Genomic DNA, 23,725 nt, shown 5'->3' on the forward strand with positions numbered 1-23,725 from the left:
CAGCGGGGAGGCTGGAAAAGGATCGGCCGGCGCGCCGGATCCGCAATGCGCACGCCATCTGAAACTCCACGGGGACAGCAGGAGGCTCAATGAACAACGCGGCCCGGCCGGCGCGATGGTTCGGCGGAGTGGCAATCGCCCTCGCCGGCGCCCTTCTCGTCGCGTCATGCGGGGGAGGTGGCAACGCGACCACCACCGGGGCACAGAGCAGCGCGACGGCCCAAGCCTCACAACAGGCCCAGACACCGTCGACCGGCGCCCACGGCGGGCACGGCGGCACCTTCTCCGCACCGCCCGCGGCTCCCTTACGCGAGTCCGAGCGCTTCGTCGAGGTCAAGCTGGCCGAGCCCTACAAGCCCGCGGCGCCGAACGGCGGGACCGACGAGTACCGCTGCTTCATCGTCGACCCCGGCCTCACCGAGCAGGCGTTCCTGACCGGCAGCCAGTTCTTCCCGCAGAACACCTCGCTCGTCCACCACGCGATCATCTTCCGCGTCGACCCCGACAAGGTGCAGCAGGCCCAGGACCTCGACGCGAAGACGCCGGGCGAGGGCTGGACCTGCTTCGGCAACTCGGGCGTCGACGGCGGCGGTTGGGTGGGCCACTGGGCGCCCGGCGCGAACGAGACGCTGCTCAAGCAGAAGGTCGGCTATCCGCTCCAGCCCGGCAGCAAGCTCGTCATGCAGATCCACTACAACCTGCTCGCCTCGGGCGGCAAGGCCGACCAGAGCGACCAGTCGAGCATGCGGCTACGGCTCACCGATGGCAAGGCCGAGCTCAAGCCGCTGGCCACCGGGTTGCTTCAGGCCCCGATCGAGCTGCCCTGCACGAGCCAGGAGTCCGGTCCCCTCTGCGACCGTGACACCGCCGTCAAGGACGTCGTGAGCCGCTTCGGCACGGACTCGGGCGAGAACGTCGCCCAGCTCGCGCAGTACTGCGGCCAGGGCAAACCGCTCACCCCCGGGCCTACCCAGCACTGCGACAGCAAGTTCGAAGGCAAGGCGACGATCTACGCCACCGCGGGGCACATGCACCTGCTCGGACGCGCGATCAAGGTCGAGATGAACCCGGGCACGCCCAAGGCGAAGACGCTGCTGGACATCCCGTCCTACGACTTCGACGACCAGCAGATCCGCCCGTTGCCCGAGCCCGTCACCGTCAAGCCCGGCGACAACCTCCGCGTGACCTGCACCCACGACGCCGGCCTGCGCAAGACCCTGCCCGCGCTCCAGGGCCTGCCCGCGCGGTACGTGGTGTGGGGCGAGGGCACGAGCGACGAGATGTGCCTCGGCCTGCTCGTCATGTCCCCCGAGGGCCGGCAGCGGGCGGGCGCGGGCGGCTGAGCCACGCCCGGCCCACCACCGGGGTGCCGCCGTCCGCTTCCAGGACGCCGGCACCCCGGCGCGTGCGTTCGCGCGGCCGCCGGTCGCGCGGCACCGGCGCGTTCGCCGGAACCCTCACCACCGTCCCCGCCATCGGCGGCCGGCGTGACCGCTCCCGTTCAGGTGAGCGCCATGCCGTCGTCCGGACAGGCGATTGCGACGCCCCCGGCGATACGGCGGCGGCAGGTGATCGTTTATGGTTTTCCACGGAGAGTCGTAGTGAGGTGCCTCGCCTCGGCGGGGAGAATCGGGAAGCCGGTGTGATTCCGGCACGGGCCCGCCGCGGTGACCGGGGAGCCACCACCCACGCGCGAGTGCGCGGCCACTGGCCCGGAAGGGCTGGGAAGGCGGGTGGCGGGCGTCGATCCGGGAGTCCGAAGACCGGCCTCGCGCCCACCGCCCCGGGTATGGGGCACGCGCAGCGGGAGCCTGCCCATGGACAACCGGTTCTACGACGTCATCCACCGCCGCCGGGACGTGCGCGGCCAGTTCACCGGCGCGCCGATCCCCGATCGGGTGCTGCACCGCGTCCTGTCCGCGGCGCACGCCGCGCCGAGCGTCGGTCTGTCCCAGCCGTGGGACTTCATCGTCGTGCGGGACGACGCGGTCCGCGCGGCCTTCCACGAGCACGTGACGGCCGAGCGTGAGACCTTCGCCGCGACGCTCGACGCCGCGGCGGCGGAGCGGTTCGCCCGGATCAAGATCGAGGGCGTGCTGGAGTCGACGCTGTCGATCGTCGTCACCTACGACCCCGGGCGCGGCGCGCCCGCCGTGCTGGGCCGGCACGCCATCGCCGACACGGGCCTGTACTCGGTGTGCCTGGCCATCCAGAACCTGTGGCTGGCCGCGACCGCCGAGGGCCTCGGCGTCGGCTGGGTGTCGTTCTACCGCGAGCCGTTCGTCGCCGGGCTGCTCGGCGTGCCCGCGGGCATCCGCCCGGTGGCCTGGCTCTGCGTCGGCCCCGTGACCCACCTGGAGGCCGCGCCGGACCTGGAACGGCACGGCTGGCGGCACCGGCGCCCGCTGCGGAAGGCCGTCCACCACGACCGGTGGTGACCGATCACGAGATCGCGATCGAGATCGGCCTTCCGCCGCTCAGCAGGGCGCCGAGGTGGGTCGCCTCGGTTTCGAGCGCGGCGGTGTCCGGCTTCGGGGCGCCCGGGAACAGGGACACGGAGAGCGCCCCCTCGTCGTTCTCCCACACCCCGGTCACCGTGCCGGCGTGGACGAGGACGGGCGAGATCCATCCCGCGGTCCTGCTGACGTCCTTGCGGTGCGCGGCCGGGACCACGCGGGTGTCGTCGGTGCCGACGCCGAGGACGTACTGGTCGAAGGCGGGCAGGAGGCGGAGCATGTCGGTGGGCGCGGCCGAGGCGAGGGAGCCGGCGTCCTCGGTGCGTACCCACAGCCGCTCGCCCTCGACGTCGACCTCGGTGAGTATGTCGCCGAGGTCGGCGAACCACCGGCGCACGGTCGTCTTCTTGAGCGCGCCGCGCACCAGCCAGCGGTTGAAGGCGTCCGGCCCGGCCGGGCCGTACGCCGACAGGTAGGCGGGGATGGCGACCCGGGCGGCGGCGTCGGGCTCGGGCAGCCCCGGCCAGCCGGGAAGGTAGGTCGCGGGGTTGGTGAAGGTGACCCGGCCGTCGTCGCCGTCGCCGTTGCACAGGTCGCCGAGCCAGGCCAGCGGCTTCAGAACCGTGCCCCAGCCGGACCGCACGGCCTCGGAGATCGTGGCGTCCCTGGTCCGCCTCTCGACGGCCGCGACCAGTTCCTCGCGGGTGAGCACGGCGCCGTCCAGCTCGGCGCGGACGGCGTCGGCGAGCCGCGCCATGCGCGGCGCGTCCAGGAAGGACCGCTGCCAGGCGCCCTTCTCCCAGGTGCGGGCCGAGGCCAGCAGCGACAGGAAGGCGGGCGCGTCACGGGTGGACAGGGCGTGCAGGGTGCCGCGCATGGCCCAGGTGCGCATCAGCGCCTTGGCGGCGATCCCGCGCTGGACGGCGTCCTTCGCCGGCGCGGGCGAGCGCACCGCCACCGCGAGTTCGGCGTAGGACCTCACCTGGCTCTGGACCCCGCACAACCGGCGGACGACCTGCTCGGTGGAGACGGACGCCGGGCGGTCCAGGAACTGCCGCCGCATGCGCCAGGCGAGAACGGCGTCCCAGGTCAGCTTCATCGTCGGTCCCCCAGGTTTCGCGTGCCGGCGCCGCCCGCAGCCGAGAATACCGGCATGAAACCCTCCGACCAGGGCGCTCACCGTCCCCTCTCACGCGAAAAGGCCGCTCCCGGTCACCCGGGAGCGGCCCTTCACGTCCTGCCGGCTAGCGGCCCTGCAGCCCCTTCACGGTGTCGCCGAAGGTCCAGTTCCGCGAGCCGTCCCAGTTGATGGACCAGTCCATCAGGCCCTTGAGCTGGCCGTTGAACGCGTTCCAGCTCTGGCTCACCAGCGACGGCGACATGTAGCCGCCGCCCGCGCCCGCCTGGGCGGGCAGACCAGGAACCTGCTTGTCGTAGGGCACCTTGATGGTCGTGCCCTGGATGACCAGACCGTTGTTGAGGCAGGTGGTCTGGGCGGTGAAGCCCTGCACCGTGCCGGCCTGGTAGGAGTCGCCCGAGCAGCCGTACATGCTGCCGTTGTAGTACTGCATGTTCAGCCACCACAGGCGGCCGTTGTCGGCGTACTTCTTGATGATCGGCAGGTACGCGCCCCAGATGGAGCCGTAGGTGACGCTGCCGCCGGTGACGTACGCCGTCTCGGGCGCCATGGTCAGGCCGAAGTTGGACGGCATCTGGGCGAGCACGCCGTCGATGATGCGGATCAGGTTGGACTGCGAGGCCGACAGCGTGTTGATGTTGCCGCTGCCGGACAGGCCGGTCTCGATGTCGATGTCGATGCCGTCGAAGTTGTACTTCTTCAGGATCGGCACGACCGTCGCGACGAAGCGGTCCGCGACGGTGCTGGAGCTGAGGTCGATGCCGGCCGTCGCCCCGCCGATGGACATCAGGATCGTGGCGCCCGCGGCCTTGGCGGAGCACATCTCGGCCGGGGTGGAGACCTTCACGGTCGCGTCCATCCCGTCCTCCCACAGCACGGTGCCGTCGCTGCGGATCACCGGGAAGGCGGCGTTGATGACGTTGTACCCGTGCTGCTTGATCCGCGGGTCGTTGATCGGGACCCAGCCGAACGGCGGGTGGACGCCGTTGATGGCGCCGTCCCAGTTCTCCCAGTAGCCCTGCAGCACCTTGCCGGCCGGGCGGCTCTTCACCGCGCAGGTGGCGTCACCGGTCGGCGTGGGGGTCGGGGTGGGGGTGACCGTCGGGGTCGGCGTGGGCGTCGGCGAGACCGTGGGGGTGATCGTCGGCGTCGGGGTCGGCGTGGAGGTGGGCTGGGTGCCCGGCCCGTCGAAGCTGACGTCGTCGGCGTAGTAGGTGCCCTGGCCGTACCAGCCGTTCACGTACACCGTGGCGGAGGTCTGGTTCGCGCCGGTGGTGAACGAGATCGTGATCTGCGTGTACGCCGAGGGCGACGACGCCCAGCGGGACGTGCCGTTCTGCACGCCGACGTACACGAAGTTGCCGCGCACCCACGCGCTCAGCGTGTAGGCGGTGCTGGCACGCAGGCCGGTCACGGTCTGGGTGCACTGGGCGATGTCCTGCCCGCCCGCCTCGCCGGACAGCGCGCCCGAGCCGGAGTGGACGGGCGTGCTGACCACGGAGCCTTTACCGCTGGCGCAGGTCCACGACGAGAGGCCGGACTCGAAGCCCGGGTTGGACAGCAGGTTGGCCGCGAAGGCGGAGGACTGCGTGACGAAGACGCCCACTGTGGCGAGCAGCAACGAGACTGCCAGCAATAGTAGGCGAAGGGGTTTCTTCATGGGGGGTACAACCCTTCTGTCGCCCGGTCTGGGGGGTGTTTCCGGGCACGACGACGCGGCGGAGGGTTGCGAGGTGCGGGGAAACTCGCAGCTGGCACCAAATTATCGGAAGAAATCCGATCAGTGTCCATCAAATGTTTCATTCCGGCAACGCCACCCCTTGTCCGCTATGCCCCCTACTTAGCGGCCCGTCCCCCCTGTCCCCCTCCTGACCTGCGCCGACTCCGTCCCCTCGCGGGACCGGGGCCGGAGGATGCTGGTGCCCGAACGACCAAGGCGGTGAACGCGCGCGGCGAGTGGCGCGTCTGATTGGGCGCGTGGGCGGTTCTCTGCGATCGCAGTAATTACGTGAAAGCACTCATTGATGACGTTAGTGGGGCAATGTGGGCGAGGGTGCGTGGGTGGGGCTGGCCGAAGCGGTGCGCGGGGTCCGGGAGGAGCTGGCCGCGGCGATGGAGTCGGCCGACGGGGAGCGGCTGCGGTTCGAGGTCGGCCCGGTGGAGCTGGAGTTCATGGTCGAGGTGCGCCATGAGGGCCAGGCCGAAGGCAAGGTGAAGGTGTGGGTGGTGGAGGCCGGCGCCTCGGGCACCGCCGCGCGCGGGTCCTCGCACACCTTGAAGGTCGTGCTCAACCCCGTCGACACGAGCACCGGCGCCGCTCCGCTGGTGAACGACGAACTGGCGGCGCCGCCGCCGCGTCCGGGCCGCGCCGGGCAGAGGTAGGCCGGCGATGCGGCCGGAACGGGTGGTGGACGTCACCGGCAGCGGGCCGGGTGGCGGGACGGTGTTCGGATCCGGGTGCCTGGTCGGCGATGGGCTGGTGCTGACCGCCCGGCACGTGGTCGTGGACGCGGCCTCCGGGCGTGCGGCGCGGGGGTTGGCCGTCCGCTCCCTGGAGGACGATCGGGCCCGGCCGTGCGAGGTGGCGTGGGCGGGGACCGATCGGCTGGACGCGGCGCTGCTGCGGGTGGTGGATCCGCAGGGGTCGCGGGCCGGGCCGGTGCGGTGGGGGCAGGTGGCCTCGGCCACCGGGAAGGTCGCCTGCGAGGCCATCGGGTTCCCGCGGGCGATGGCGCAGACCCACGGGCCGGACGCCGGGACGCGTGACACCGAGCGGTTCACCGGGAGGGTCAACGCCGGGACCGGGCTGCTGGGCGGGCGGTTGCACGTGAGCGCCGACGACCAGGTGCCCGAGCGGGGTGGCTGGCAGGGGATGTCGGGGGCGGCGCTGTGGGCCGGTGAGCTGCTGATCGGGGTGATCGTGGCGGACCCGCCGGCCTGGCGGGCGCGGCGGCTGGTGGCCGAGCCGGTCTCGCTGCTGTGGGCCGAGCCGGGGTTCCGCGAGGCGCTGGGGCCCGGGGCGGTGCTGGAGTCGGTGGAGTTCGCCGGGCCGCCCCGGGTGGCGGCGTCCTCGCCCGCGTACCTGCTGCGGGCGGACGCGCAGACGGTGCGGTTCCGCTCCCGGGTCAGGGAGCTGGTGTCGCTGACGCGGTGGTGCGATGGAGGCGGGCTGCGGGTGCGGCTGCTGACCGGCCCCGGCGGTCAGGGCAAGACCCGCCTGGCCGAAGAGCTGTGCCAGCGCCTGGAGCAGACCCCGGACCCGGGGCCGCGTGTGGAGGAGCGGTGGTTCACCACCTGGTGGAACGACCGGCCCGCCGGAGGCGGGCACGGGCGGTCGCGGGCGCTGGAACGGCCGGACGGTCCCGTCCTGGTGGTGCTGGACTACGCCGAGACGCGGCCCGACGTCGTCGCGGAGGTGGTGGGCCTCGCCCATCGGGCCGCCGCGGCCGGGGCGACGGTGCGGGTGCTGCTGCTGGCCCGCAGCGCGGGCGACTGGTGGCAGCGGCTGATGGAGTCGGACGGCCTGCTGGAACAGGTGCTGGACGGCGCGCTCGTGGAAGAGCTCGCCCCCTTGGAGACCGAGCCCGGCGCCGTGCCCGTGGCCTACGACGAGGCCCTCGCCGACCTGGACGCCGCGCTCACGACCATGGGCTGGCCGCACCACCCGCCGTCCGCCGTTCCGCCCCTCGACGACCGGGCGGCGGGACGGTTCACCGGTCCGGGCGCCGCGCTCAGCCTGCAGATGAACGCGCTGGCCGCCCTGCTAGGCGAGGACGCGGAACCGGAGCCGGCGACCGGGACCCGCGGCCCGGTGAACTCCCCGCGGCCCCCGGACCCACCGGTGGAACCCGGGGAAGGGGTCGGTCCCGGCGGACCGGTGGAGGAGGTCATCCTGCGCCATGAGCGCCGGTACTGGAGGAACAGCGCGCGTCACCACGGGCTGACGTTGACGGACCTGACGCTGCGGCGGGCGGTGGCCGTGGCCACGCTGTGCGGAGCCTCGGGAGAAGACCAGGCGGTGGCCCTGCTGGAACAGGTGCCCCGGCTGGGAGACCAGAGCGAGGACGTGCGGCTCGCGCTGGCCCGGTGGCTCCGCGACCTCTACCCGCCCGCGGGAACCCCCGCACCGGACCGGTTCCGGGCGACTCCGCCGTCACCGGCATCCCCTTCCGGCGGTCCCTCGCCAGGCGGGTGGCACGACGGCGGGCCGGTCGACTCCGCCGCTCACAACGCCTACTGGAGCCCGCTGCAGCCCGACCGCCTGGCGGAACACCTGGTCGCCTCGATGGTGAGCGAGTGCCCGGGCTGGTTACGCCAGTTGGCCGGGCACACCTCACCCGACCAGGACTTCCAGGCGCTGACCGTGCTCGCCCGCGCCTGGGTCCGCCACCACGAGATCCTCCCCGAGGTGGTGGCGATGATCGCCGCCCAGCCCGCGGTGGCGGCGATCGCGATGCGCGTCGCCACCCAGAGCGAAGACCCCACCGTGCTGCTCTCCGGCCTGACGGCCCTGCTCCGCGACACGGGCCTCCCCCTGCTGGAGGCGACCGCGCTGGCGGACCTGCTGCCGCAGCGGACCCGCGCCCTGAGCGGTTTCGCCGTGGACATCACGTCGTCCCTCGCCGGCATGTTCGAACGCCTCGCCGCGAGCGCGCCCGACACGTACCTGCCCATCCTCGCCAACGTCCTCAACAAGCTGTCGGTCCGGCTGGGCGCGGCGGGCCGGAGCGAGGAGGGCCTGGCGGCGAACCGGCGCGCCGCCTCCATCTACCAGCGTCTGGCCGAAGATCACGTCCACCTCGCGGCGTTCGCCGACGCGCTGAACAATCAGTCGAACCTTCTCGGCCATCTGGGACGGCACGAGGAGGGTCTGGCCACCATCCGGCGCACCGTGGAGATCCGCGAGCGCCTCGTGGGAACCGACCCGGACGCCGCCTCCTCCTCCGCGCTCGCCAACTCGCTGACCAGCATGTCCAACATTCTGGCCTCGCTCGGACGGTACGAGGAGGGCCTGATCACCAGCCGGCGCGCCAACGCGATCCATGAGCGGCTCGCCGAGAGCGCCCCGGACGCCCACCTGCCCGACCTCGCCGCCTCGCTCAACAACCTGTCGATCCACCTGGGCGAGCTGGGGCGGTACGAGGAGGGCCTGGCCGCCATCCTGCGCGCGGTCGAGATCCGCGAGCGGCTGGCGGGAACCGACCCCGACGCCCACCTGCCCGACCTCGCCGGTTCGCTGTCCAACCTGTCGATCCGGCTGGGCGAGCTGGGACGGCACGAGGAGGCCCTGGCCCCGGCCGAACGCGCCACCCGGACCTACGAACGCCTGGCGGAGACCGACCCGGCGGCGTACCTGCCCGGTCTCGCCTATTCCCTCAACAACCTCACCACCCGGCTCTACCTGCTCAGCCGGTACGAGGAGGCTCTGGTGGCCGGGCAGCGGGCCGTCCAGGTCTGCGAGCGCCTCGCCGAGGCCGCCCCGGACGCCCACCTGCACCACCTCGCCGCCGCGCTCAACAACCTGTCGGCGCCTCTTCGCGAGCTCGGACGGCTCGATGAGGGGCTGGCCGTCGTCCTGCGCGCCGTCCACGTCTACGAGCCCCAGGCCGCGGCCAACCCGGACGCGCACCTGCACCGCCTCGCCGGCCTGCTCAACAACGTGGCGGACCTGGCGGGCGAGCTGGGACGGCGTGACGAGGCCGTGGCGGTCCTGCGCCGGGCGATCGGCATCTACGAGCCCTTGATGGAGACCCACCCGGACCGCTTCTCGCTGGACCTCTTCAGGTGCTACCTGACCGGGGACAAGCTGGCCCCGATCCCCGACCCCCGCGAACGCGCCACCCTGTTGATCAGCACACTGACGATCGCCCTCGACCGAGGCCACGAGCCCATGGCGGAAGCCGCGGCCCAAAGGCTCCACGACCTCCACCGCACCCACCCCACCGAGGTGACCCAGACCTGGCGCGAACTAACGGAAACCGATCCCCCCGACTGGCTCCTCCAAAACTGACCACAGCACCAAGGAACAGGCGTCAGCCCATGGTCTTGGCGCCGTCCAGGGACTCGCGGAGGATGTCGGCGTGGCCGGCGTGCTGGGCGGTCTCGGCGATGATGTGCAGGAAAGCGCGGCGGGCCGTCCACGTCTCCTCCTGGAACCAGGGGGCCTTCGGCAGCGGGAGCGCGACGTTCAGGTCCGGGACCGTGGCGACCAGCTCGTCGGTCCGACGTGCGACCTCGGCGTAGTCCTCCAGAATTCCGGCCAGCGTCTCCCCTGGCAGCATCCGGAACTCGTCCGCCCGCCGCGCCCAGTCCTCCTCGGTCATCGCCGTGAAGTCCTCGATCGCCCACCGCCCCTCCACGATGAAGTCGGCCCAATTCCGCTCGACGGCCGCCACATGCTTGATGAGCCCTCCAAGACACAACTCACTCGCGGTCGTCCGCCGCCCGGCCTCCTCATCACTGAGCCCCCGCGTCGTGAACCGCAAAAAGTGCCGATGCTTCTCCAGCATGGCCAGCAGATCGGCCCGCTCCCCGTCGATCACCGAAAACTCCACCCGCGCGCTCTGCTCACTGATGCTCATGCCCTCCGCCTTCCCTGGCTGTCCTCCGCTTCTTCCTCCACGCTAGGCCCCATAGCGGTCACTTCCTGACCGCAATAGACAAGAGAACGGGTTGCTGTGGGTGACCGGACCAGTAGGACGCCGTCGAAGGCGCCGACATCCTGTGTCGCCCCCTCACCATCCGGAGCAGACCACCAACGCGTGCTCCAGGAGACCGTCCGCCATGGCTGAGATCGGACGAAAATGCTGGTGGCTCACAGCAGCGGGTCGTGTGCCGGTAAGGCCCTACAGGAACACGTCAACCGACCTGCACGGCGATAACCGATCCATCGACATCGATATTTATCTCGCTGGGCCTGATCTCTTTCGCGACGTCCCAGACCACGCGAATGTTGTTCTCTGTGACACCGGGATTCAGGTTCTGCTCCCCCGGCATAGTCCAACCCTTGGGCTCGAAAGTGGTGCCGTCACCGGTCACGAGCTTGGCCGTGGGGATACCCGTGGCCCCGATGTCCGATGGAGACTTACCGACGTTCTTCGCCTTGAAGTACGCGACAATCAATTGTCCCTGCGTGGTGACGACGGTGTCCCATGTACCCCTCTCAGACCTGGCGCCGGTGACCACCTTGACCGTCTTGATCTTCAGGTCACCGATCTGGAATATTTGGCCTACAGAAGGAGTGGCATTGCCCACGGCGGTGGTGTCCGCAGGACTGGGCACCGCGGGCGGCCGCGTCTCGGCCGGTACAGCCAAACTTTCGCTTTCTCCTCCAAGCGCCTCCCTGAGCTCATATCTCAAGTACTCCATGCGACCGAACCATCCTATGAGAAAGAACAGCACCGCAGTCGCAACGAAGCCGGCGATGACCTTACCTCTGCCCATGTTCCCCCCTGACGGCGCTGAACTCTCATGGACAACCGATCGACCGCACCAACACCTATGCCAGTTTTGTATCGCCCCGGGATTCACGAGAGTTACATGTACGGGTCGCCGAATCGACGTCGAGAACACGACCCGAGGCCCGCTGACACGCTCTGTGGATTTTCGTCCCATTTTGGGCGTGTTATCTAGGCCGAGGTCTCGTGCGTGATCCTCAAGGAGAACGCGCCGCGGTCGTCCGCGGTAGCGTCCGATACCGCGGACGGATGCTCGGGGTCGAAGGGGCGGGCCCCTGGGAAGAACAGCCCGGAGCGGAGCGGAGGACGATTTCTACGGCGGGTCCGCACAACCTGGACGGGGGTGATGATCTGGACTCGCGGCCGGCACCTCCAAGTTCGGTGCGGAACCGCCAGGGGTTTGCGCGAGCGACTCCACAGGGGCGGACGTGGCGGGCTGGTGGGGAGTCTTGCGGAAGAAGTTCAGAAGGGCGGGGTTGAAGATGTCCGGGCGTTCCCATTGGGGGGCGTGGCCGGACTCGTTCACGACGAGTGTCTCCACGCGGGGGAGGTGTGCGGCCAGCATGCGCTGCACGCTGGGCGGGCTGTAGAGGTCGGCGTCGCCCCAGGCCAGCAGCGTGCGGACGCGGAGGCGTTCGAGGTCCGGCCACATGGGCTTGTTCAGGACGCCTGCGAGATGGACGTGGTCACGGCGCGGTGGTGGAACTCCAGCCACTGCTGGACGCCCTCGGGGTTCGCGGCCCGGTACGCCGGGCCGAGTTCGATGAAGTCGGCCGGCATGCCGAAGAACCCCTCCGGGCGCAGCCGCGCGAGCGTCTCCCGGTACGCCGGTTCCTGGAGGCCGGTCAGGCTGCCGCTGATCACCATGCCGCGCAGCCGTTCCGGGTACGACAGGGCGAAGTCCAGCAGGTGCCCGCCCCCGGCCGCGACGCCCACCCCGTGGAAGCGGTCCACGCGCAAGTGGTCCAGCAGCAGCCGCAGGTCATCCGCGCCCGTGCCGGGCCTGTCCGCCGGCCCGCTGTCCGACCGGTAGAAGCCGCGCCGCGAGTAGGCGATCACCCGGAAGCCCTTCCTCGCGAAGAACGGCTGCTGGTACGGCCAGCTCTCCACGCTGCCCGACGCCGGGTGCAGAAAGACGATCGGCACGCCGGAACCGCCGGTGTCCCAGTACCACAGGTGCGCGTCGGGCAGCGGCGCGAGCCCTTCCGTCGCTTTCACCTGCGGCGGGATGGGGATGATGGGCAGCGGGCTGTCGCGCCGGGGGACGTTCACACCCCCCATCGTGCCCGCCGCGGCGGCCTCGCCGCCCCCGGCCGGTACCGCGCTCCCAGCCGCCAGCGCGGCGCCCGCGCCGAGCAGCCGTCCCATTGCTCGTCGTCCGGTTCCTCGGGCGACAGGCCGACCCGGCGCATGAGCTCGTTGAGCCGATCCGGCTCGCGGCCCCACCGGCTGCCCGGACTCTGGGGCGTGAAGCCGGTGACGACATTTCCTTCGACCGCGTACTCGAAGCCGTCCTCGGCGTAGTCATGCCGTCCTACGGCGACCACCTCGGACCCTTCGGACAGCCGGTGCAGCGTCTCGGCGAGCGTCGCCTGCCATCCCCAGAGTTCGACGGCCACGCACCACTTCCGGCGGCGTCCCCTCCGAGGCCGGCCGATCGCGGCTCCGATGCCCGCGAACCGGCCACGGGGAATCGACGTCTACAAGCTGTGAAGGTTTCCCGGTTGATCGGCCTCGGCCTCATGGTGGCCGGGGTGTGCGCGGTGGCCGTGACGGTGTCGGCGTCCTCGCCCGACAGGTCGCCGCCCGTGCCGTCCACGTGCCCGCAACGCTGGGACAGCGTCGAGATCGGCGGCTGGGTTCCCGCCGCCGCCCGCGTCGACGGCGCGGCGGAGTCGCTCGTTCCCGGCTCGCCGGTGGCGGCCCTCATCTGCGCCTACCCCGGGGACAACACGCGGCCGGGCGGCGAGCGGCTCGCCGGTTCACGGACGCTGACCGGCCAGGCGGCGGCGATGGCCCGCGACCTCGCCTACCTCCCGGTCGCCGGCCCCGAGGTGAGCCGTGCGTGCACGCTGATGGGAGGACCGATGACCAACTACCTCGTCCGGTTCGCCTACCCCGACGGCCGCGCCCTGTGGGTGGGCAGCGCCGAAGAGGTCAACCACTGCGTGCGGACCACGAACGGCACGGCCGTCAGCCACGCCTACCTCGGGCCCGCGATCACCACCGCCTACAGGAACGGCGTCTGGCGCCCCGTGCCGCCGGACGACCCCTGCCGGGGCCCCGGTAACCGGCGCGGCCAGGAGAATACGGTCGTTCCCGGACGACCTGGGCGGGTCACCGTGTGCAGGGACGCCGTCTACAACCGCCCCCCGTACCGGAGACGGCACGGCAGGGACGTCGCCCGCGCGCTGGCCGCGGCGCTGAACTCTCTGGACACCAGGCCAAGCCAGAACGGTTGCCAGGGCATACACGGCTCCCAGGAACGCAGCGTCCGTCTCGTGTTCGACTATCCGCAGGGGCCGCCCGCCGCGGTGACGATCATCATGAGCTGCGAGCCCGCCATCGACAACGGTCTCCTCCAAGCCGGCCTGACGCCCGAGATCCGCGAGGAGGTCCTGCGCCTCGCCCCGCCCTGACGAATCCACGTCGCCACGCCGACCGCTCGAATCGGGACGATCTCACACCGCCGAGGTCAGTCCAGGGGCTTCACCCAGCGGCCCCACTGGGGCTGGCGGGCGTAGCCGGACGCCGACCAGGCGTGGTGGGCGAGGGTGTTGTCGTGGAGGACCATCGCGTCGGCGCGGAAGGCGCCGAACGTCCTGAACCGCGCCTCGGCCGCCTCGATGAGCCGCGAGCCGATGCCCATGCGCCGATGACCGGGATCCACGGCGAGCCGGTAGAGGTGGGCGCGCCAGCCGTCCCACCCGGCGATGAGGGTGCCGACCATCCGCCCCTCCAGCTCGGCGACCAGCAATGCTTCGGGGTCGCGCTCGACGAGCCGGACGACCTTGTCCGGGTCGTCGTGCCGATCGGTTCCCTCCGCCGCCTCGGCCCAGAAGCGGAGCACCGCCTCGATGTCGTCCAGGTTCCCGTTGCGTATGGTCAGTCCGGATGTCCTCACAGCCGGGAAGCTACCAGCGATCTTCAGCCCCTGCTGCCGGGTCATGCGGCGTCCGTACGCCTCGGGGGTGAGGAGCGCCGGACGAGCCCCATGTCAATCGGTGTCGGCTCGCGTGGCGCCGGTTCGTGCCTGAATGCTCTGGAGTACGTGATGCGTGGCGCGGATGGAGCCTTCCTGCCAGCCGTTGATGTGGCTCATGTGCTCGCCCGCGAACCAGTACGGCCCGTCCGGCGGCAGGAGAACGGGGTAGACGTCGCGGCGCGCGTCCGGGTCGTTACCCCATTCGACCCACGCTCCTCCCTGGAACGGCACCTTCGACCATGCGACGGAGACGGGGCGCCGCACCAGACGGCCGTAGCCGGGGAACAGGTGCTCGCCGTCGGCGATCGCCGCGGCGGCGCGCTGCGCGGGCGTCATCGCCGCGAAGGCATTCCCGATCGCGGTCGTCCAGATGTAGGCGCCGACGAGGATGCCTTTGCGGCCGTGGATGCCGGAACTCGGGTACCACATCTGCGTGATGTCCCGGCCGGTCCATGAGATGCCGCCGTATATGCGGTGATCCTGCTCCCACCACCGCCGCTCCGCCTGGAAGGCGATTTTGACGCCGGGTATGTAGAGCCGTCCGCCCGCTTCCACGGCCGATTTCACCTTGGGCGAGAAGTCGTTGTCGATGGCGTTGACGACCGGAAGGGGAACCGTCACGATCACGTGATCGGCCTCCCACGCCTGCACGCGTCGTGTGCCACGGTCGCGCCAGGTGACACGAGCGCCGGATCCCAGCCGCTGGAACTTCGTCACCTGTGCGTTGAGCGTGATGAACTGTCGGGTCCGCTGGTAGAAGGCACGTGCGACGGCGTCCATGCCGCCGATCGGCTCCATGATGGTCGACTGCTGGTCGTAACGCTCGGCGAAGATGGTGAACCACGGCAGCCACGAGCCTTTGGCGATCTCGGCGAGGCCGAGCGGCTCCAGGATGCGGCCCGGGGTGGGCCCGCCCGGCGGCTCCGCGTATCCGGAGCTCCACGACCCGCGGTACCGGTAGTTCTCGTCCAGCGTGCCGAAGTTCTTGAGGAAGTCACGCACCCGGGCGAGGTCTTCCTCCGACATCTCCCCGTCCATCTCGTGACGGAGCGCGCGTGCCGCGAGTTCCGCGACCGCCCCGCGCGTGTCGTTGATCACGCGGCGGGCGCGCTGCGGACGTCCGCCGAACGCGTCGTCGTCGTGGAAATAGGCGTTGCGGTTGTCGTTGACGAACACCTGTAGAGGCACTCCCAGGTCATGGCAGTAACCGAGAAGCGCCTCATGGTGGTGCGGTATACGCGCGGGCCCCGCGTTGAAGTAAAGGCTCGGATCGCGGTCCCAGTCGACGCGCTGGACCGAATCATTCTCGACAACGGTGTCGCCGCCGCGGTAGGTCCTGATCCGGCCGCCGACGCGCTCCTGCGCCTCGAATACCCGCACCTCATAATGGGCGGCCGAAAGTTCGAGCGCGGCGACCATGCCGGAAATGCCGGCGCCGATCACCGCGACCCTGACGCCCCGCCCACCGCCACGTCGGGCGAGGTCAGGTCGGCCGGCATAGGCCTCCGGCACGGGCAGCAGCCCCATCGCCGCCATCGTCCCGTACGCGGCTCCCACGCCGCCGGCGCGACCGACCAAATTGACGAACGTCCGGCGTGTTAACCGGCCATTCCGCATGTGCCCTCCGATATAGGGGGTGAGCATGTCGGCTTTGGTGAATGTCACCCGACAGCGGAGGATGCTACATGCGAGCCCCTTCAGGGCCTACAGTCTATTTGACCAATATTGACGGCGTATGTAGCGATGACTTTCGCCTTTATGCCGCACCGAGCGCCAGGCCGGCGACCCGGCGGGCCAGCAGGCGGGCCGGGTCGAGGGCCGGGACGGGGACGAGGGAGGCGTCCAGGGCCAGCACGATCTCCGTGCAGGCCATGACGACCCGCTCGGCGCCCTGGTCCGTGAGGGAATGGGCGATCCGCGCCAGGGCCTCCCGGTGGGACGGCTCGGCGCCGCCGCTCTTGACGGCGGCGATGGCGGCCATGACCTGCCGCTGGGCGGGCTCGTCCGGCTCGATCACCGTCATGCCGCGCCGCCGCAGAGCGTCGGTGTACAGGCCCGCGCGCAGGGTGCCGGTGGTGGCCAGCACGCCGGCCGTCCGGACGCCGTCGGCGGCGAGGGTGTCGGCCGTGACCTCGACGATGCTCACCAGCGCCAGCCCGGCCTCGTCGGCCAGGCGGGGGACGAAGGCGTGGGCGGTGTTGCACGGCACGGCGAGCACCTCGCATCCCGCCCGCTTCAGCGCCTCGATGCCGCGCCGCAGGTACGGGGTCGGGTCCTCGCCGCGCCCGAGCAGGTTCAGGGAACGGTCGGGCACTCGGGGGTCGCCCCAGATGACGACGGGGACATGGCCCTGATCGCAGGTGGCGGTGGTCTCCTCCACGAGCTTGCCGTAGAAGTCGACGGTGGCCGCCGGGCCCATGCCGCCCAGGACGCCGACCAGCCGCGGCGCGTTCACCTGGGCATTGTCACGGTCAGCCGTCAGAGTCATCGCAGGCGTCCTCTCCCTCGCGGCGAACCGGGCGCGGAGCCGGGCGCGAGGATGAACCGGCGACCGCCGCACAAGGATCCAGGTATAAGGTGATCCGGATCTCGAAACGCAGCAAACAGGCATTAAAGGAGTGACTGTGCAGGAATCCGACATCCAGCCTCAGCGGTTACTGTCGGAGACCGATCTGGAACTCATCGACGCCCTCCAGATCAACCCGCGAGCGAGCTGGACCGAGGTCGGAGCGGCGATCGGCGTGGACCCGGTGACGGCGGCGCGGCGGTGGCAACGGCTGCACAGCCACGGCGAGGCATGGACCACCGTCGCCCTCGGGCCGCGCCTGACGGACGCGATGAGCATGACGTTCCTGGAGATCGACTGCGAGCCGGGCGCCGCGGTCGAGGTCGCCGAGACCCTCGCCGGGGAGGGACATCTCATCACCGTTCAGCACGTCGCCTCCGATCACGACCTGTTCGCGATCGCCGTCGCCGCCTCGATGCCGGCCCTGGCGCACTACCTGCTCACGGACCTGCCGCGGGTGCCCGGCGTGGCGAAGGTGCGCGCCCATGTCGCCACCCGCGTCTTCGAGACCTCGTGCCGCTGGCGGCTGCGCGTGCTGCCGGCCCGGTCCGCCGACGCGCTGGCCAGGCGGCACGCGGCGCCGGCGAGCACCCGGCAGATGGACGAGATCGACAGGCGGCTGTTCAAGGCCCTGGGCATGGACGGCCGCGCCGGCTACTCCGAACTCGCCGGAGCCGTCGGCACGTCCGAGCGCACGGTGCAACGCAGGCTGTCACGCCTGGTCGCGACCGGCGACATCGACTTCCGGTGCGACCTGGCGCGCGCGCACGCGGGCTGGCACTCCTCGGCTGTGCTGTGGCTCCGGATGCCGGACGGGCTGCTGGAGGAGACGGGCAGAGTGCTGCTCGGCTGGCCGGAGACCCGCACGTGCGCGGCGCTCGCGGGGGCGCGCAACATGCTGCTCACCGTCGGCCTGCACGGGGTCTCCGACCTGCACGCGCTGGTCGTGCGCCTTGAGGAGCGGTTCCCGCACGTCAGCGTCGCCGACCGGCAGATCGTGCTGAGGCAGTCGAAGCTCTACGGGCGTCTCCTCGACCACTCCGGCCACTGCACCGGCGTCGTCCCGGTGGACCCGTGGAGCCTGTCGCGCCCCTGACGTTCAGCGCGGCGCCGGGATCCCTCCTCCGGCGGCCTCCCAGCAGAGGCCCGCGCGCAGCACGTCGGTCTCACTGCGCCCCACGATCTGCAGGTCCCCGATGGCGAGGGCGGGCAGGCCGAGCGCGGACACGACGGCGGTGATCCGGCCGACCTCCCCGCGGATCGCGGCCTCGTCGCACCCGACCCGAGGCGCGGGGCCGCCGAGTGTCGGGGTGACCAGAAGGTCGATGCCGGACATGTCAGCCGAGAACCCCGTCCGGAGCGCCGAAAGCTCCTCGACGGCCCCGCGGTACTCCCGGTGACCGACCCCGGCGGCGCCGTCCAGCTTCCGCCGCACGCCGTCGCTGTAGGCCGCGGCGTTCCTCGGATACGTGGCTTCGTGGGTGCGCCGCGCCTGCGCGCCCATGATCGTCCAGTACGGGGTGAGGATCTCCTGCGGCAGAGCGATCTCGCGGACCTCGGCACCCAGGTCCGCGAACCGTCCGGCCTGCGCGCACCCGTCGGCGACGCCGACGACCAGCCCCGACAGCGAGCGCGGCGGCTCGGCGGCCTCCCCGGTGAGCGCCCGCCACACGCGCGCGCAGTCGGCGACCGATCCCGCCATCGGCCCGACCACGTCGAACATCGGCGCGAGAGGCGCGACGCCCTCGCCGGGCACGGCCCCGGCCCGGGGGCGCAGCCCCACCACGCCGCAGCAGGCCGCCGGGATCCGCACCGAGCCGCCGGTGTCCGTGCCGAGCCCGAACCGGGCGATTCCCGCCGCGATCGCCGCCGCCGTGCCGCCGCTCGACCCGCCGGAGGTCAGGTGCGCGTGGCGCGGGTTGCCCACGTCTCCCCAGTGCGGGTTCTGGCTGGTGACGCCCCAGGCGAACTCGTGCTGGTTCGCCTTGCCGACCAGCAGCGCCCCGGCGCGCTCCAGTTTCTCGACGCACGGCGCGGTGGTGACCGCCTCCTCGCTCCCGTACAGGACCGAGCCGCGGGTCGTGCGCAGGCCGGCGACATCGATCATGTCCTTGACCACGAACGTCCAGGCCCACAGCGCGGGCGGCGTGGCGGGCGCCGGCCGGTCGCGGCGGGCGAGCCGGTCGATGACCCGCTCGGCGCCGGACTCGATGAGGATGTTGTGCTCACGGTGCAGCCGGATGGCCTCGGCGGACGTGGCGATCGCCGCCTCCCGGTCGGCGGCCGACGCGGCGGATGCGGTCAACGGGATCGACACGGGCGAGGACCTCCTGACGTCCGTCCGGCGGACCGGACGCCTGCCGGTGAGGCGCGACGGGTCGTCACCGGCCGCACACAATCCGGCAAATGCTGACATATCCCCCGATGCCCGTCCAGTCGCCGCCGCTCGCCGGTCACACCGTCAGCGCGTCCAGCAGCGACCGCAGGCGGATGGTCTCACGGTCGGGGCGGACGAGGCTGAAGATGCTGCGGCTGGTGTTCAGCCACGGCACGTCGGCGACCACGACGTCCGGGCCGTGCCCGCGCAGCGCGAGGTCGGGGACGAGCGCCGCCCCCATCCCCGCCCCGATCATGGCCATGGTGATCTTGAAGTCGTCGGAGTGGCAGACCACCCGGGGATTCAGGCCCCAGCGGGCGAACACGCCGTCGAAGAAGGAGGCGTCGCCGCTGGCCGGGTGGTGCATGATCCACGGCAGGTCGACGAGCTGCTCGACCCGGTAGGGCTCCAGGTGGCACCAGTCCCGCGGCAGGACGACCTTGTAGCGGTCCTCGGCGATCCAGCGCCGGCTCAGCGCCGAGGGCCACGACAGGCCGGAGTTCGCCACCTGGTAGACGATCGCCGCGTCCATCTCGCCACCGGCGCCGAGGCGGGGAATGAGCTGAGAGCACTCCGCGACGGAGACCCTGATGCCGGCGCGTTCCTCGGGGTCCATCCCCCGCAGGGCGTCGGTCAGCACGCCGGCGAAGCTGGGGAAGATGCCGACATGGATCCGGCGCCCGCTGTTCCTGTGCACGGCCTGGACGGTGGCGACCATGCGCTCGATGTCCATGAGCACGACCTTCGCGTGCCCGGCCAGCACCTCGGCGGCGCTGGTCGGCAGCACGCTGTGGGCGGAGCGCTCGAACAGCTTCACGCCCGTCGTCCGCTCCAGCGCGGCCATCTGCTGGGAGACGGCCGAGGAGGTGTATCCGAGCCGGTTGGCCGCGGCGGCGAAGGATCCGAGCTGCACCACCTCCACCAGTGTGCGTAGGTGTTCTGGCTTCAGCATCAGATTTCCTTGCTCTCAGCGTGGCTAAAAGTCGTGTTTATATCGCTTCATACTTCTTTGCGCCACTCCTACAGTGATGGCCACCGTTCCCTACGAGCCCCCCTGAGAGGCACATGAGCATGCGTGTTTACCGCAACGCCGCCATCCACACCGGACATCGCGGCACCCCGTTGGCCCAGGCCATGGCCGTGGAAGGCGAACGGTTGCTGGCGGTCGGCACGGAGGCCGAGGTGCGTGAGGCCGCCGGCCCGGGGGCGGAGCTGATCGACCTTGAGGGCGCCGCGGTGCTCCCCGGTCTCTACGACGCCCACATCCACACGGCGCAGTACGCCCAGAGTTTGGACGCGGTGGACCTGCGCGACGTGCGCTCCCTGGACGACGCCCTCGCCCGGGTGGCCGCGCACGCGGCCCGGCTGCGGCCGGGCGCCTGGCTGTTCGGCGGCCGGTGGAACAGCAACACCTGGGATCCGCCCGCGCAGCCGGACCGATACGCGCTGGACTCGGTCTGCCCGGACCTGCCGGTCGCGCTGCCCAGCGTGGACGGCCACACGGTGTGGGCCAACTCCGCGGCCCTGCGGCTGGTCGGCATCGACGCCTCGACCCCGGACCCGGTGGGCGGCGAGATCGTCAGGGACGCGAGCGGGGAACCCACGGGAATCCTGCGCGAGTCGGCCTCCTACCCGCTACGCGACCGCATGGTCTCCGCCGACCTGCGCGACCAGCTCCGCGCCGCGCAGGAGGAACTGCTCGCGCTCGGCCTGACCAGCGTGCACGACATCGACGGCGAGGACTGCCGCGCCGCCTACCTGGCGCTGCGGGAGGCCGGCGAGCTGAAGCTGCGCGTGCACAAGGCCATCCCGGCGATCCACCTGGAGGCGGCCATCGCCGAGGGCCGGCGTACCGGGCAGGGCGACGACTGGTTCCGCACCGGACCCGTGAAGATCTTCAGTGACGGCGCGCTGGGCTCGCACACCTGCCACATGAGCGAACCTTTCGCCGGCGAGCAGAGCAACGCGGGCATCGCCGTCACCCCGTACGAGAACCTGGTCAAGCTGGTCGCCAGAGCCGCGGACGCGGGGATCGCGGTGGCCACGCACGCGATCGGCGACCAGGCCAACCACCTGGTCATCGACGCCTACGAGGCCATCGGCCGCAGGGAAGGGCTGCGGCACCGCATCGAGCACGCCCAGCACCTGCGGCCCGCCGACCTGGCGCGAATGGCCAGGCTCGGCATCGTCGCCTCGATGCAGCCCGTGCACTGCACCAGCGACATCGATCTCGTCGACTCCCTGCTGGCAGGCCACGACCTGGCCTCCTACGCCTGGCGCGGGATGCTGAACGTCGGCGTCGCGCTGGCCTTCGGCTCCGACGCCCCCGTCGAGCACCCCAACCCCTTCCCCGCGCTGTACGCGGCCGTCACCCGTACCCGCACCGACGGCACGCCGGCGGGCGGCTGGCAGCCCGAGGAGCGGCTGAGCATGGGAGAAGCCCTCACCGCGCACACCCTCGGCGCCGCCTACGCCGCGGGCGAGGACGACCACAAGGGGGTCCTCGCGCCCGGCAAGCTCGCCGACTTCATCGCGGTGGACACCGACCCCTTCGTGGAGTCGCCGGACGCGGTGCTGCGCACCAAGGTCATGACCACCGTCGTCGGCGGCGAAGTCCGCTGGCGGCGAATCTGAAGGAGCCCCCGTTGAACACCCGGATCCTCACCACGCTCGCCGCCGGCGCGCTCCTGGCCGCCACCGCCGCCTGCGGCGGCCAGTCCCTGGACGACGACAACACCTCCGCCGGGACGGGCTCGGCCGCACCGGCGAACGTCGTCCTCGACCCGGCTCCCACCGAGGAGAAGGCGGCCGACGTCATCAACGCCATCACCCCGGACAAGGACCTCGCGGCCAAGGCGGCGCCGAGCCTGAAGGGCGGCGTCCTCAAGGTCGTCTCGTCCATGGGGTACCCGCCGATGGAGCTGTTCGCCAGCGACGGCAAGACGGCGATCGGCTTCGACCCGGCCCTGGCCAGGGCCATCGCCAGGAAGCTCGGCGTCAAGGTCACCATCACCGACGAGGAGTTCAACTCCCAGATCCCCGGTGTGCTCACCGGCCGCTACGACTTCGTCATCTCCTCCATGACCGACACCCCCGAGCGACAGGGCCAGGTCACCTTCGTCGACTACGTGCGGGCCGGGGCGGGAATGCTGGTCAAGTCAGGCAACCCGGCCGGCATCACCGGGCCGAAGGACCTGTGCGGCAAGACGGTCTCCGTCGTCGACAACGGCTCCTCGATGGAACTGGCCGAGGACTACGCCGCCGACTGCGAGAAGAGCGGCGGCAAGAGCGTGAACGTGCTGAAGTTCCCCGGTGACCAGGAGGCTCTGCTCCAGGTCAGCGGCGGCCGCGCGCAGGCGAGCCTCACCGACTTCGTGGTGGCCGCGAGCAAGGCCGCCGACCCCAAGCTCGCGGTCGACGCCGTCCCGCTGGACGGCACCGAGAGCCCGTGGGGAATCGGGATGAAGCCTGACAACAAGGTGCTGATCGAGTCCGTGAAGGGCGCGCTCGACTCGCTCATCCAGAGCGGTGAGTACGCCAAGCTGCTCAAGGCCTGGAACCTGGAGAAGCTGGCCGTCCAGTCCGCCGTGGTCAACGGCGGTAAGTGACCGTGCGCACCGAACCGATCACCGGCGCGTCGGGAACGCCCGTCCCCGTCGTCCGGACCTGGCACTGGGGCCGCTGGCTGGCCGGGGCCGTCGCGCTGGCGGTCGTGGGCTGGCTGGTCTACCTGCTCGTGGTCAACCCCCACCTGAACTGGGGCAAGGTCGCCGAGTACCTGTTCAACGGCCGCATCCTCGACGGGGTCTGGGTCACCATCGAGATCTCGGTGCTGGCGACGGTGCTCGGGCTGGTGCTCGGCGTGGCGATCGCCATCATGCGGCTGTCGCACAACCCGGTGCTGAGCAGGCTGGCCACGTTCTACATCTGGTTCTTCCGCGGCACGCCGGTGCTCGTGCAGCTCATCTTCTGGTACAACCTCGCCTTCCTGTTCCCGGAACTGGTGCTCAAGATCCCGTTCACGAGCATCGGCGTCAAGTGGGACACCAACGAGGTGATGACCGGCTTCACCTCGGCCATGCTGGGGCTCGGGCTGAACCTCGCGGCCTACTTCGCCGAGACCGTGCGCGCCGGCATCCAGGCCGTCGACCACGGCCAGACCGAGGCGGCGTACGCGCTGGGCATGACCCCGGCCAAGAGAATGCGGGTCATCGTGCTGCCGCAGGCGCTGCGCATCATCATCCCGCCGACCGGCAACGAGTTCATCTCCATGCTCAAGACCACCTCGCTGGTCTACGTGGTGGCCGGGCACGACCTGATGACCAACGCCAGCCAGATCTACAAGGCCAACAATCTGATCATGGAGCTGCTGATCGTGGCGAGCCTGTGGTACATGCTCATGACCGCCGTGGCCACCTTCCTGCAGAGCAGGCTGGAACGCCGCTTCGGCGCCGAGGCCGTACGGCTGGTCCGCGGCGGCGGCCTGGCGGCCAAGTTCATGCCGAAGGTGGCCACGTGAACGCCGT

General features: G+C 71.1%; 21 protein-coding genes and 1 riboswitch. Of the genes, 9 read left to right on the top strand and 12 right to left on the bottom strand.

Annotated elements, in window-relative coordinates; genetic code table 11:
- Window positions 1–89: 89 nt before the first annotated feature.
- Together BJ982_RS00295 and bluB are read left to right on the top strand one after the other, a co-directional pair.
- Window positions 90–1,343: a monooxygenase gene (locus BJ982_RS00295; RefSeq protein ID WP_184875426.1), complete on the top strand. Its 1,254-nt coding sequence runs from the start codon at window positions 90–92 to the stop codon at window positions 1,341–1,343.
- Between the two features lie 244 nt (window positions 1,344–1,587).
- Window positions 1,588–1,786: riboswitch (cobalamin riboswitch) on the top strand.
- A gap of 31 nt (window positions 1,787–1,817) precedes the next feature.
- Window positions 1,818–2,438, top strand: a complete 621-nt coding sequence (gene bluB / locus BJ982_RS00300; protein WP_184875428.1) for a 5,6-dimethylbenzimidazole synthase — start codon at window positions 1,818–1,820, stop codon at window positions 2,436–2,438.
- Window positions 2,439–2,442: 4 nt separating this feature from the next.
- On the opposite strand, the gene BJ982_RS00305 is transcribed toward bluB, so the two are convergent.
- Both BJ982_RS00305 and BJ982_RS00310 read right to left on the bottom strand, forming a co-directional pair.
- Complete coding sequence (locus BJ982_RS00305) at window positions 2,443–3,555, bottom strand: winged helix DNA-binding domain-containing protein (RefSeq protein WP_184875430.1); 1,113 nt, start codon at window positions 3,553–3,555, stop codon at window positions 2,443–2,445.
- 145 nt (window positions 3,556–3,700) lie between these two features.
- Window positions 3,701–5,254: a glycosyl hydrolase family 18 protein gene (locus BJ982_RS00310; RefSeq protein ID WP_184875432.1), complete on the bottom strand. Its 1,554-nt coding sequence runs from the start codon at window positions 5,252–5,254 to the stop codon at window positions 3,701–3,703.
- Window positions 5,255–5,655: 401 nt separating this feature from the next.
- Here BJ982_RS00310 and BJ982_RS00315 point away from each other — a divergent pair, with 401 nt between their 5' ends.
- Both BJ982_RS00315 and BJ982_RS00320 read left to right on the top strand, forming a co-directional pair.
- Window positions 5,656–5,976: a trypco2 family protein gene (locus tag BJ982_RS00315; RefSeq protein WP_184875434.1), complete on the top strand. Its 321-nt coding sequence runs from the start codon at window positions 5,656–5,658 to the stop codon at window positions 5,974–5,976.
- Window positions 5,977–5,983: 7 nt separating this feature from the next.
- The gene (locus tag BJ982_RS00320) at window positions 5,984–9,604 is read left to right on the top strand and encodes a tetratricopeptide repeat-containing S1 family peptidase (RefSeq protein ID WP_184875436.1); all 3,621 of its coding nucleotides are present in this window, start codon (window positions 5,984–5,986) and stop codon (window positions 9,602–9,604) included.
- A gap of 22 nt (window positions 9,605–9,626) precedes the next feature.
- Here the strand turns inward: BJ982_RS00320 and BJ982_RS00325 are convergent, their stop codons facing one another.
- The 5 genes from BJ982_RS00325 to BJ982_RS00345 form a co-directional block, all read right to left on the bottom strand.
- The gene (locus BJ982_RS00325; RefSeq protein ID WP_184875440.1) at window positions 9,627–10,175 is read right to left on the bottom strand and encodes a DinB family protein; all 549 of its coding nucleotides are present in this window, start codon (window positions 10,173–10,175) and stop codon (window positions 9,627–9,629) included.
- Between the two features lie 277 nt (window positions 10,176–10,452).
- Entirely contained in the window at window positions 10,453–11,037 is a 585-nt protein-coding gene (locus BJ982_RS00330) for a hypothetical protein (protein ID WP_184875441.1), read from the bottom strand.
- A gap of 327 nt (window positions 11,038–11,364) precedes the next feature.
- Window positions 11,365–11,703, bottom strand: a complete 339-nt coding sequence (locus tag BJ982_RS00335; protein WP_184875443.1) for an alpha/beta fold hydrolase — start codon at window positions 11,701–11,703, stop codon at window positions 11,365–11,367.
- Between the two features lie 8 nt (window positions 11,704–11,711).
- A complete protein-coding gene (locus BJ982_RS00340; RefSeq protein WP_184875445.1) occupies window positions 11,712–12,323 on the bottom strand; it encodes an alpha/beta fold hydrolase in 612 nt (203 codons plus the stop codon).
- Entirely contained in the window at window positions 12,320–12,745 is a 426-nt protein-coding gene (locus BJ982_RS00345; RefSeq protein ID WP_376697706.1) for a DUF6461 domain-containing protein, read from the bottom strand. The genes BJ982_RS00340 and BJ982_RS00345 overlap by 4 nt, the downstream gene beginning before the upstream one ends.
- 30 nt (window positions 12,746–12,775) lie before the next feature.
- On the opposite strand from BJ982_RS00345, the gene BJ982_RS00350 reads away from it, so the two are divergent.
- Window positions 12,776–13,690 carry a hypothetical protein gene (locus tag BJ982_RS00350; RefSeq protein ID WP_184875449.1) on the top strand — a complete coding sequence of 305 codons (915 nt, stop codon included), beginning with the start codon at window positions 12,776–12,778 and terminating at the stop codon, window positions 13,688–13,690.
- A gap of 56 nt (window positions 13,691–13,746) precedes the next feature.
- Here the strand turns inward: BJ982_RS00350 and BJ982_RS00355 are convergent, their stop codons facing one another.
- The 3 genes from BJ982_RS00355 to cuyB form a co-directional block, all read right to left on the bottom strand.
- On the bottom strand, window positions 13,747–14,175 hold the full coding sequence (locus BJ982_RS00355; RefSeq protein ID WP_239123033.1) for a GNAT family N-acetyltransferase: 429 nt from the start codon (window positions 14,173–14,175) through the stop codon (window positions 13,747–13,749).
- A 93-nt stretch (window positions 14,176–14,268) separates the two neighbouring features.
- Window positions 14,269–15,921, bottom strand: a complete 1,653-nt coding sequence (locus BJ982_RS00360; RefSeq protein ID WP_184875453.1) for a flavin monoamine oxidase family protein — start codon at window positions 15,919–15,921, stop codon at window positions 14,269–14,271.
- A 91-nt stretch (window positions 15,922–16,012) separates the two neighbouring features.
- On the bottom strand, window positions 16,013–16,744 hold the full coding sequence (gene cuyB, locus BJ982_RS00365; RefSeq protein ID WP_184875455.1) for a cysteate racemase: 732 nt from the start codon (window positions 16,742–16,744) through the stop codon (window positions 16,013–16,015).
- A 136-nt stretch (window positions 16,745–16,880) separates the two neighbouring features.
- Here cuyB and BJ982_RS00370 point away from each other — a divergent pair, with 136 nt between their 5' ends.
- Entirely contained in the window at window positions 16,881–17,918 is a 1,038-nt protein-coding gene (locus BJ982_RS00370) for an Lrp/AsnC family transcriptional regulator (RefSeq protein WP_184875458.1), read from the top strand.
- A 3-nt stretch (window positions 17,919–17,921) separates the two neighbouring features.
- Here BJ982_RS00370 and BJ982_RS00375 read toward each other — a convergent pair whose 3' ends face one another.
- On the bottom strand, window positions 17,922–19,139 hold the full coding sequence (locus BJ982_RS00375; RefSeq protein ID WP_184875460.1) for an amidase: 1,218 nt from the start codon (window positions 19,137–19,139) through the stop codon (window positions 17,922–17,924).
- Between the two features lie 136 nt (window positions 19,140–19,275).
- Window positions 19,276–20,151 (bottom strand): LysR family transcriptional regulator, encoded by an 876-nt coding sequence (locus tag BJ982_RS00380; RefSeq protein ID WP_184875462.1) that lies wholly within the window; start codon window positions 20,149–20,151, stop codon window positions 19,276–19,278.
- Between the two features lie 113 nt (window positions 20,152–20,264).
- On the opposite strand from BJ982_RS00380, the gene BJ982_RS00385 reads away from it, so the two are divergent.
- From BJ982_RS00385 to BJ982_RS00395, 3 genes are read left to right on the top strand one after another with little or no spacing between them, the layout of a single operon-like run.
- Window positions 20,265–21,833 (top strand): amidohydrolase, encoded by a 1,569-nt coding sequence (locus BJ982_RS00385; RefSeq protein ID WP_184875464.1) that lies wholly within the window; start codon window positions 20,265–20,267, stop codon window positions 21,831–21,833.
- 11 nt (window positions 21,834–21,844) lie between these two features.
- Window positions 21,845–22,807, top strand: a complete 963-nt coding sequence (locus tag BJ982_RS00390; RefSeq protein WP_184875466.1) for an ABC transporter substrate-binding protein — start codon at window positions 21,845–21,847, stop codon at window positions 22,805–22,807.
- A gap of 2 nt (window positions 22,808–22,809) precedes the next feature.
- Window positions 22,810–23,718, top strand: a complete 909-nt coding sequence (locus tag BJ982_RS00395) for an amino acid ABC transporter permease (protein ID WP_239123032.1) — start codon at window positions 22,810–22,812, stop codon at window positions 23,716–23,718.
- The last annotated feature ends 7 nt before the right edge of the window (window positions 23,719–23,725 follow it).

Source organism: Sphaerisporangium siamense, assembly GCF_014205275.1.
In the GTDB taxonomy this organism is placed as follows: Bacteria; Actinomycetota; Actinomycetes; order Streptosporangiales; family Streptosporangiaceae; genus Sphaerisporangium; species Sphaerisporangium siamense.

Excerpts from the sequence above, each read along its gene's own strand:
- BJ982_RS00385 (WP_184875464.1), top strand. The coding sequence starts at position 20,265 with ATGAGCATGCGTGTTTACCGCAACGCCGCCATCCACACCGGACATCGC.
- BJ982_RS00305 (WP_184875430.1), bottom strand. The coding sequence starts at position 3,555 with ATGAAGCTGACCTGGGACGCCGTTCTCGCCTGGCGCATGCGGCGGCAG.
- BJ982_RS00310 (WP_184875432.1), bottom strand. The coding sequence starts at position 5,254 with ATGAAGAAACCCCTTCGCCTACTATTGCTGGCAGTCTCGTTGCTGCTC.
- BJ982_RS00320 (WP_184875436.1), top strand. The coding sequence starts at position 5,984 with ATGCGGCCGGAACGGGTGGTGGACGTCACCGGCAGCGGGCCGGGTGGC.
- BJ982_RS00335 (WP_184875443.1), bottom strand. The coding sequence starts at position 11,703 with ATGTGGCCGGACCTCGAACGCCTCCGCGTCCGCACGCTGCTGGCCTGG.
- bluB (WP_184875428.1), top strand. The coding sequence starts at position 1,818 with ATGGACAACCGGTTCTACGACGTCATCCACCGCCGCCGGGACGTGCGC.
- cuyB (WP_184875455.1), bottom strand. The coding sequence starts at position 16,744 with ATGACTCTGACGGCTGACCGTGACAATGCCCAGGTGAACGCGCCGCGG.
- BJ982_RS00380 (WP_184875462.1), bottom strand. The coding sequence starts at position 20,151 with ATGCTGAAGCCAGAACACCTACGCACACTGGTGGAGGTGGTGCAGCTC.
- BJ982_RS00325 (WP_184875440.1), bottom strand. The coding sequence starts at position 10,175 with ATGAGCATCAGTGAGCAGAGCGCGCGGGTGGAGTTTTCGGTGATCGAC.
- BJ982_RS00295 (WP_184875426.1), top strand. The coding sequence starts at position 90 with ATGAACAACGCGGCCCGGCCGGCGCGATGGTTCGGCGGAGTGGCAATC.
- BJ982_RS00330 (WP_184875441.1), bottom strand. The coding sequence starts at position 11,037 with ATGGGCAGAGGTAAGGTCATCGCCGGCTTCGTTGCGACTGCGGTGCTG.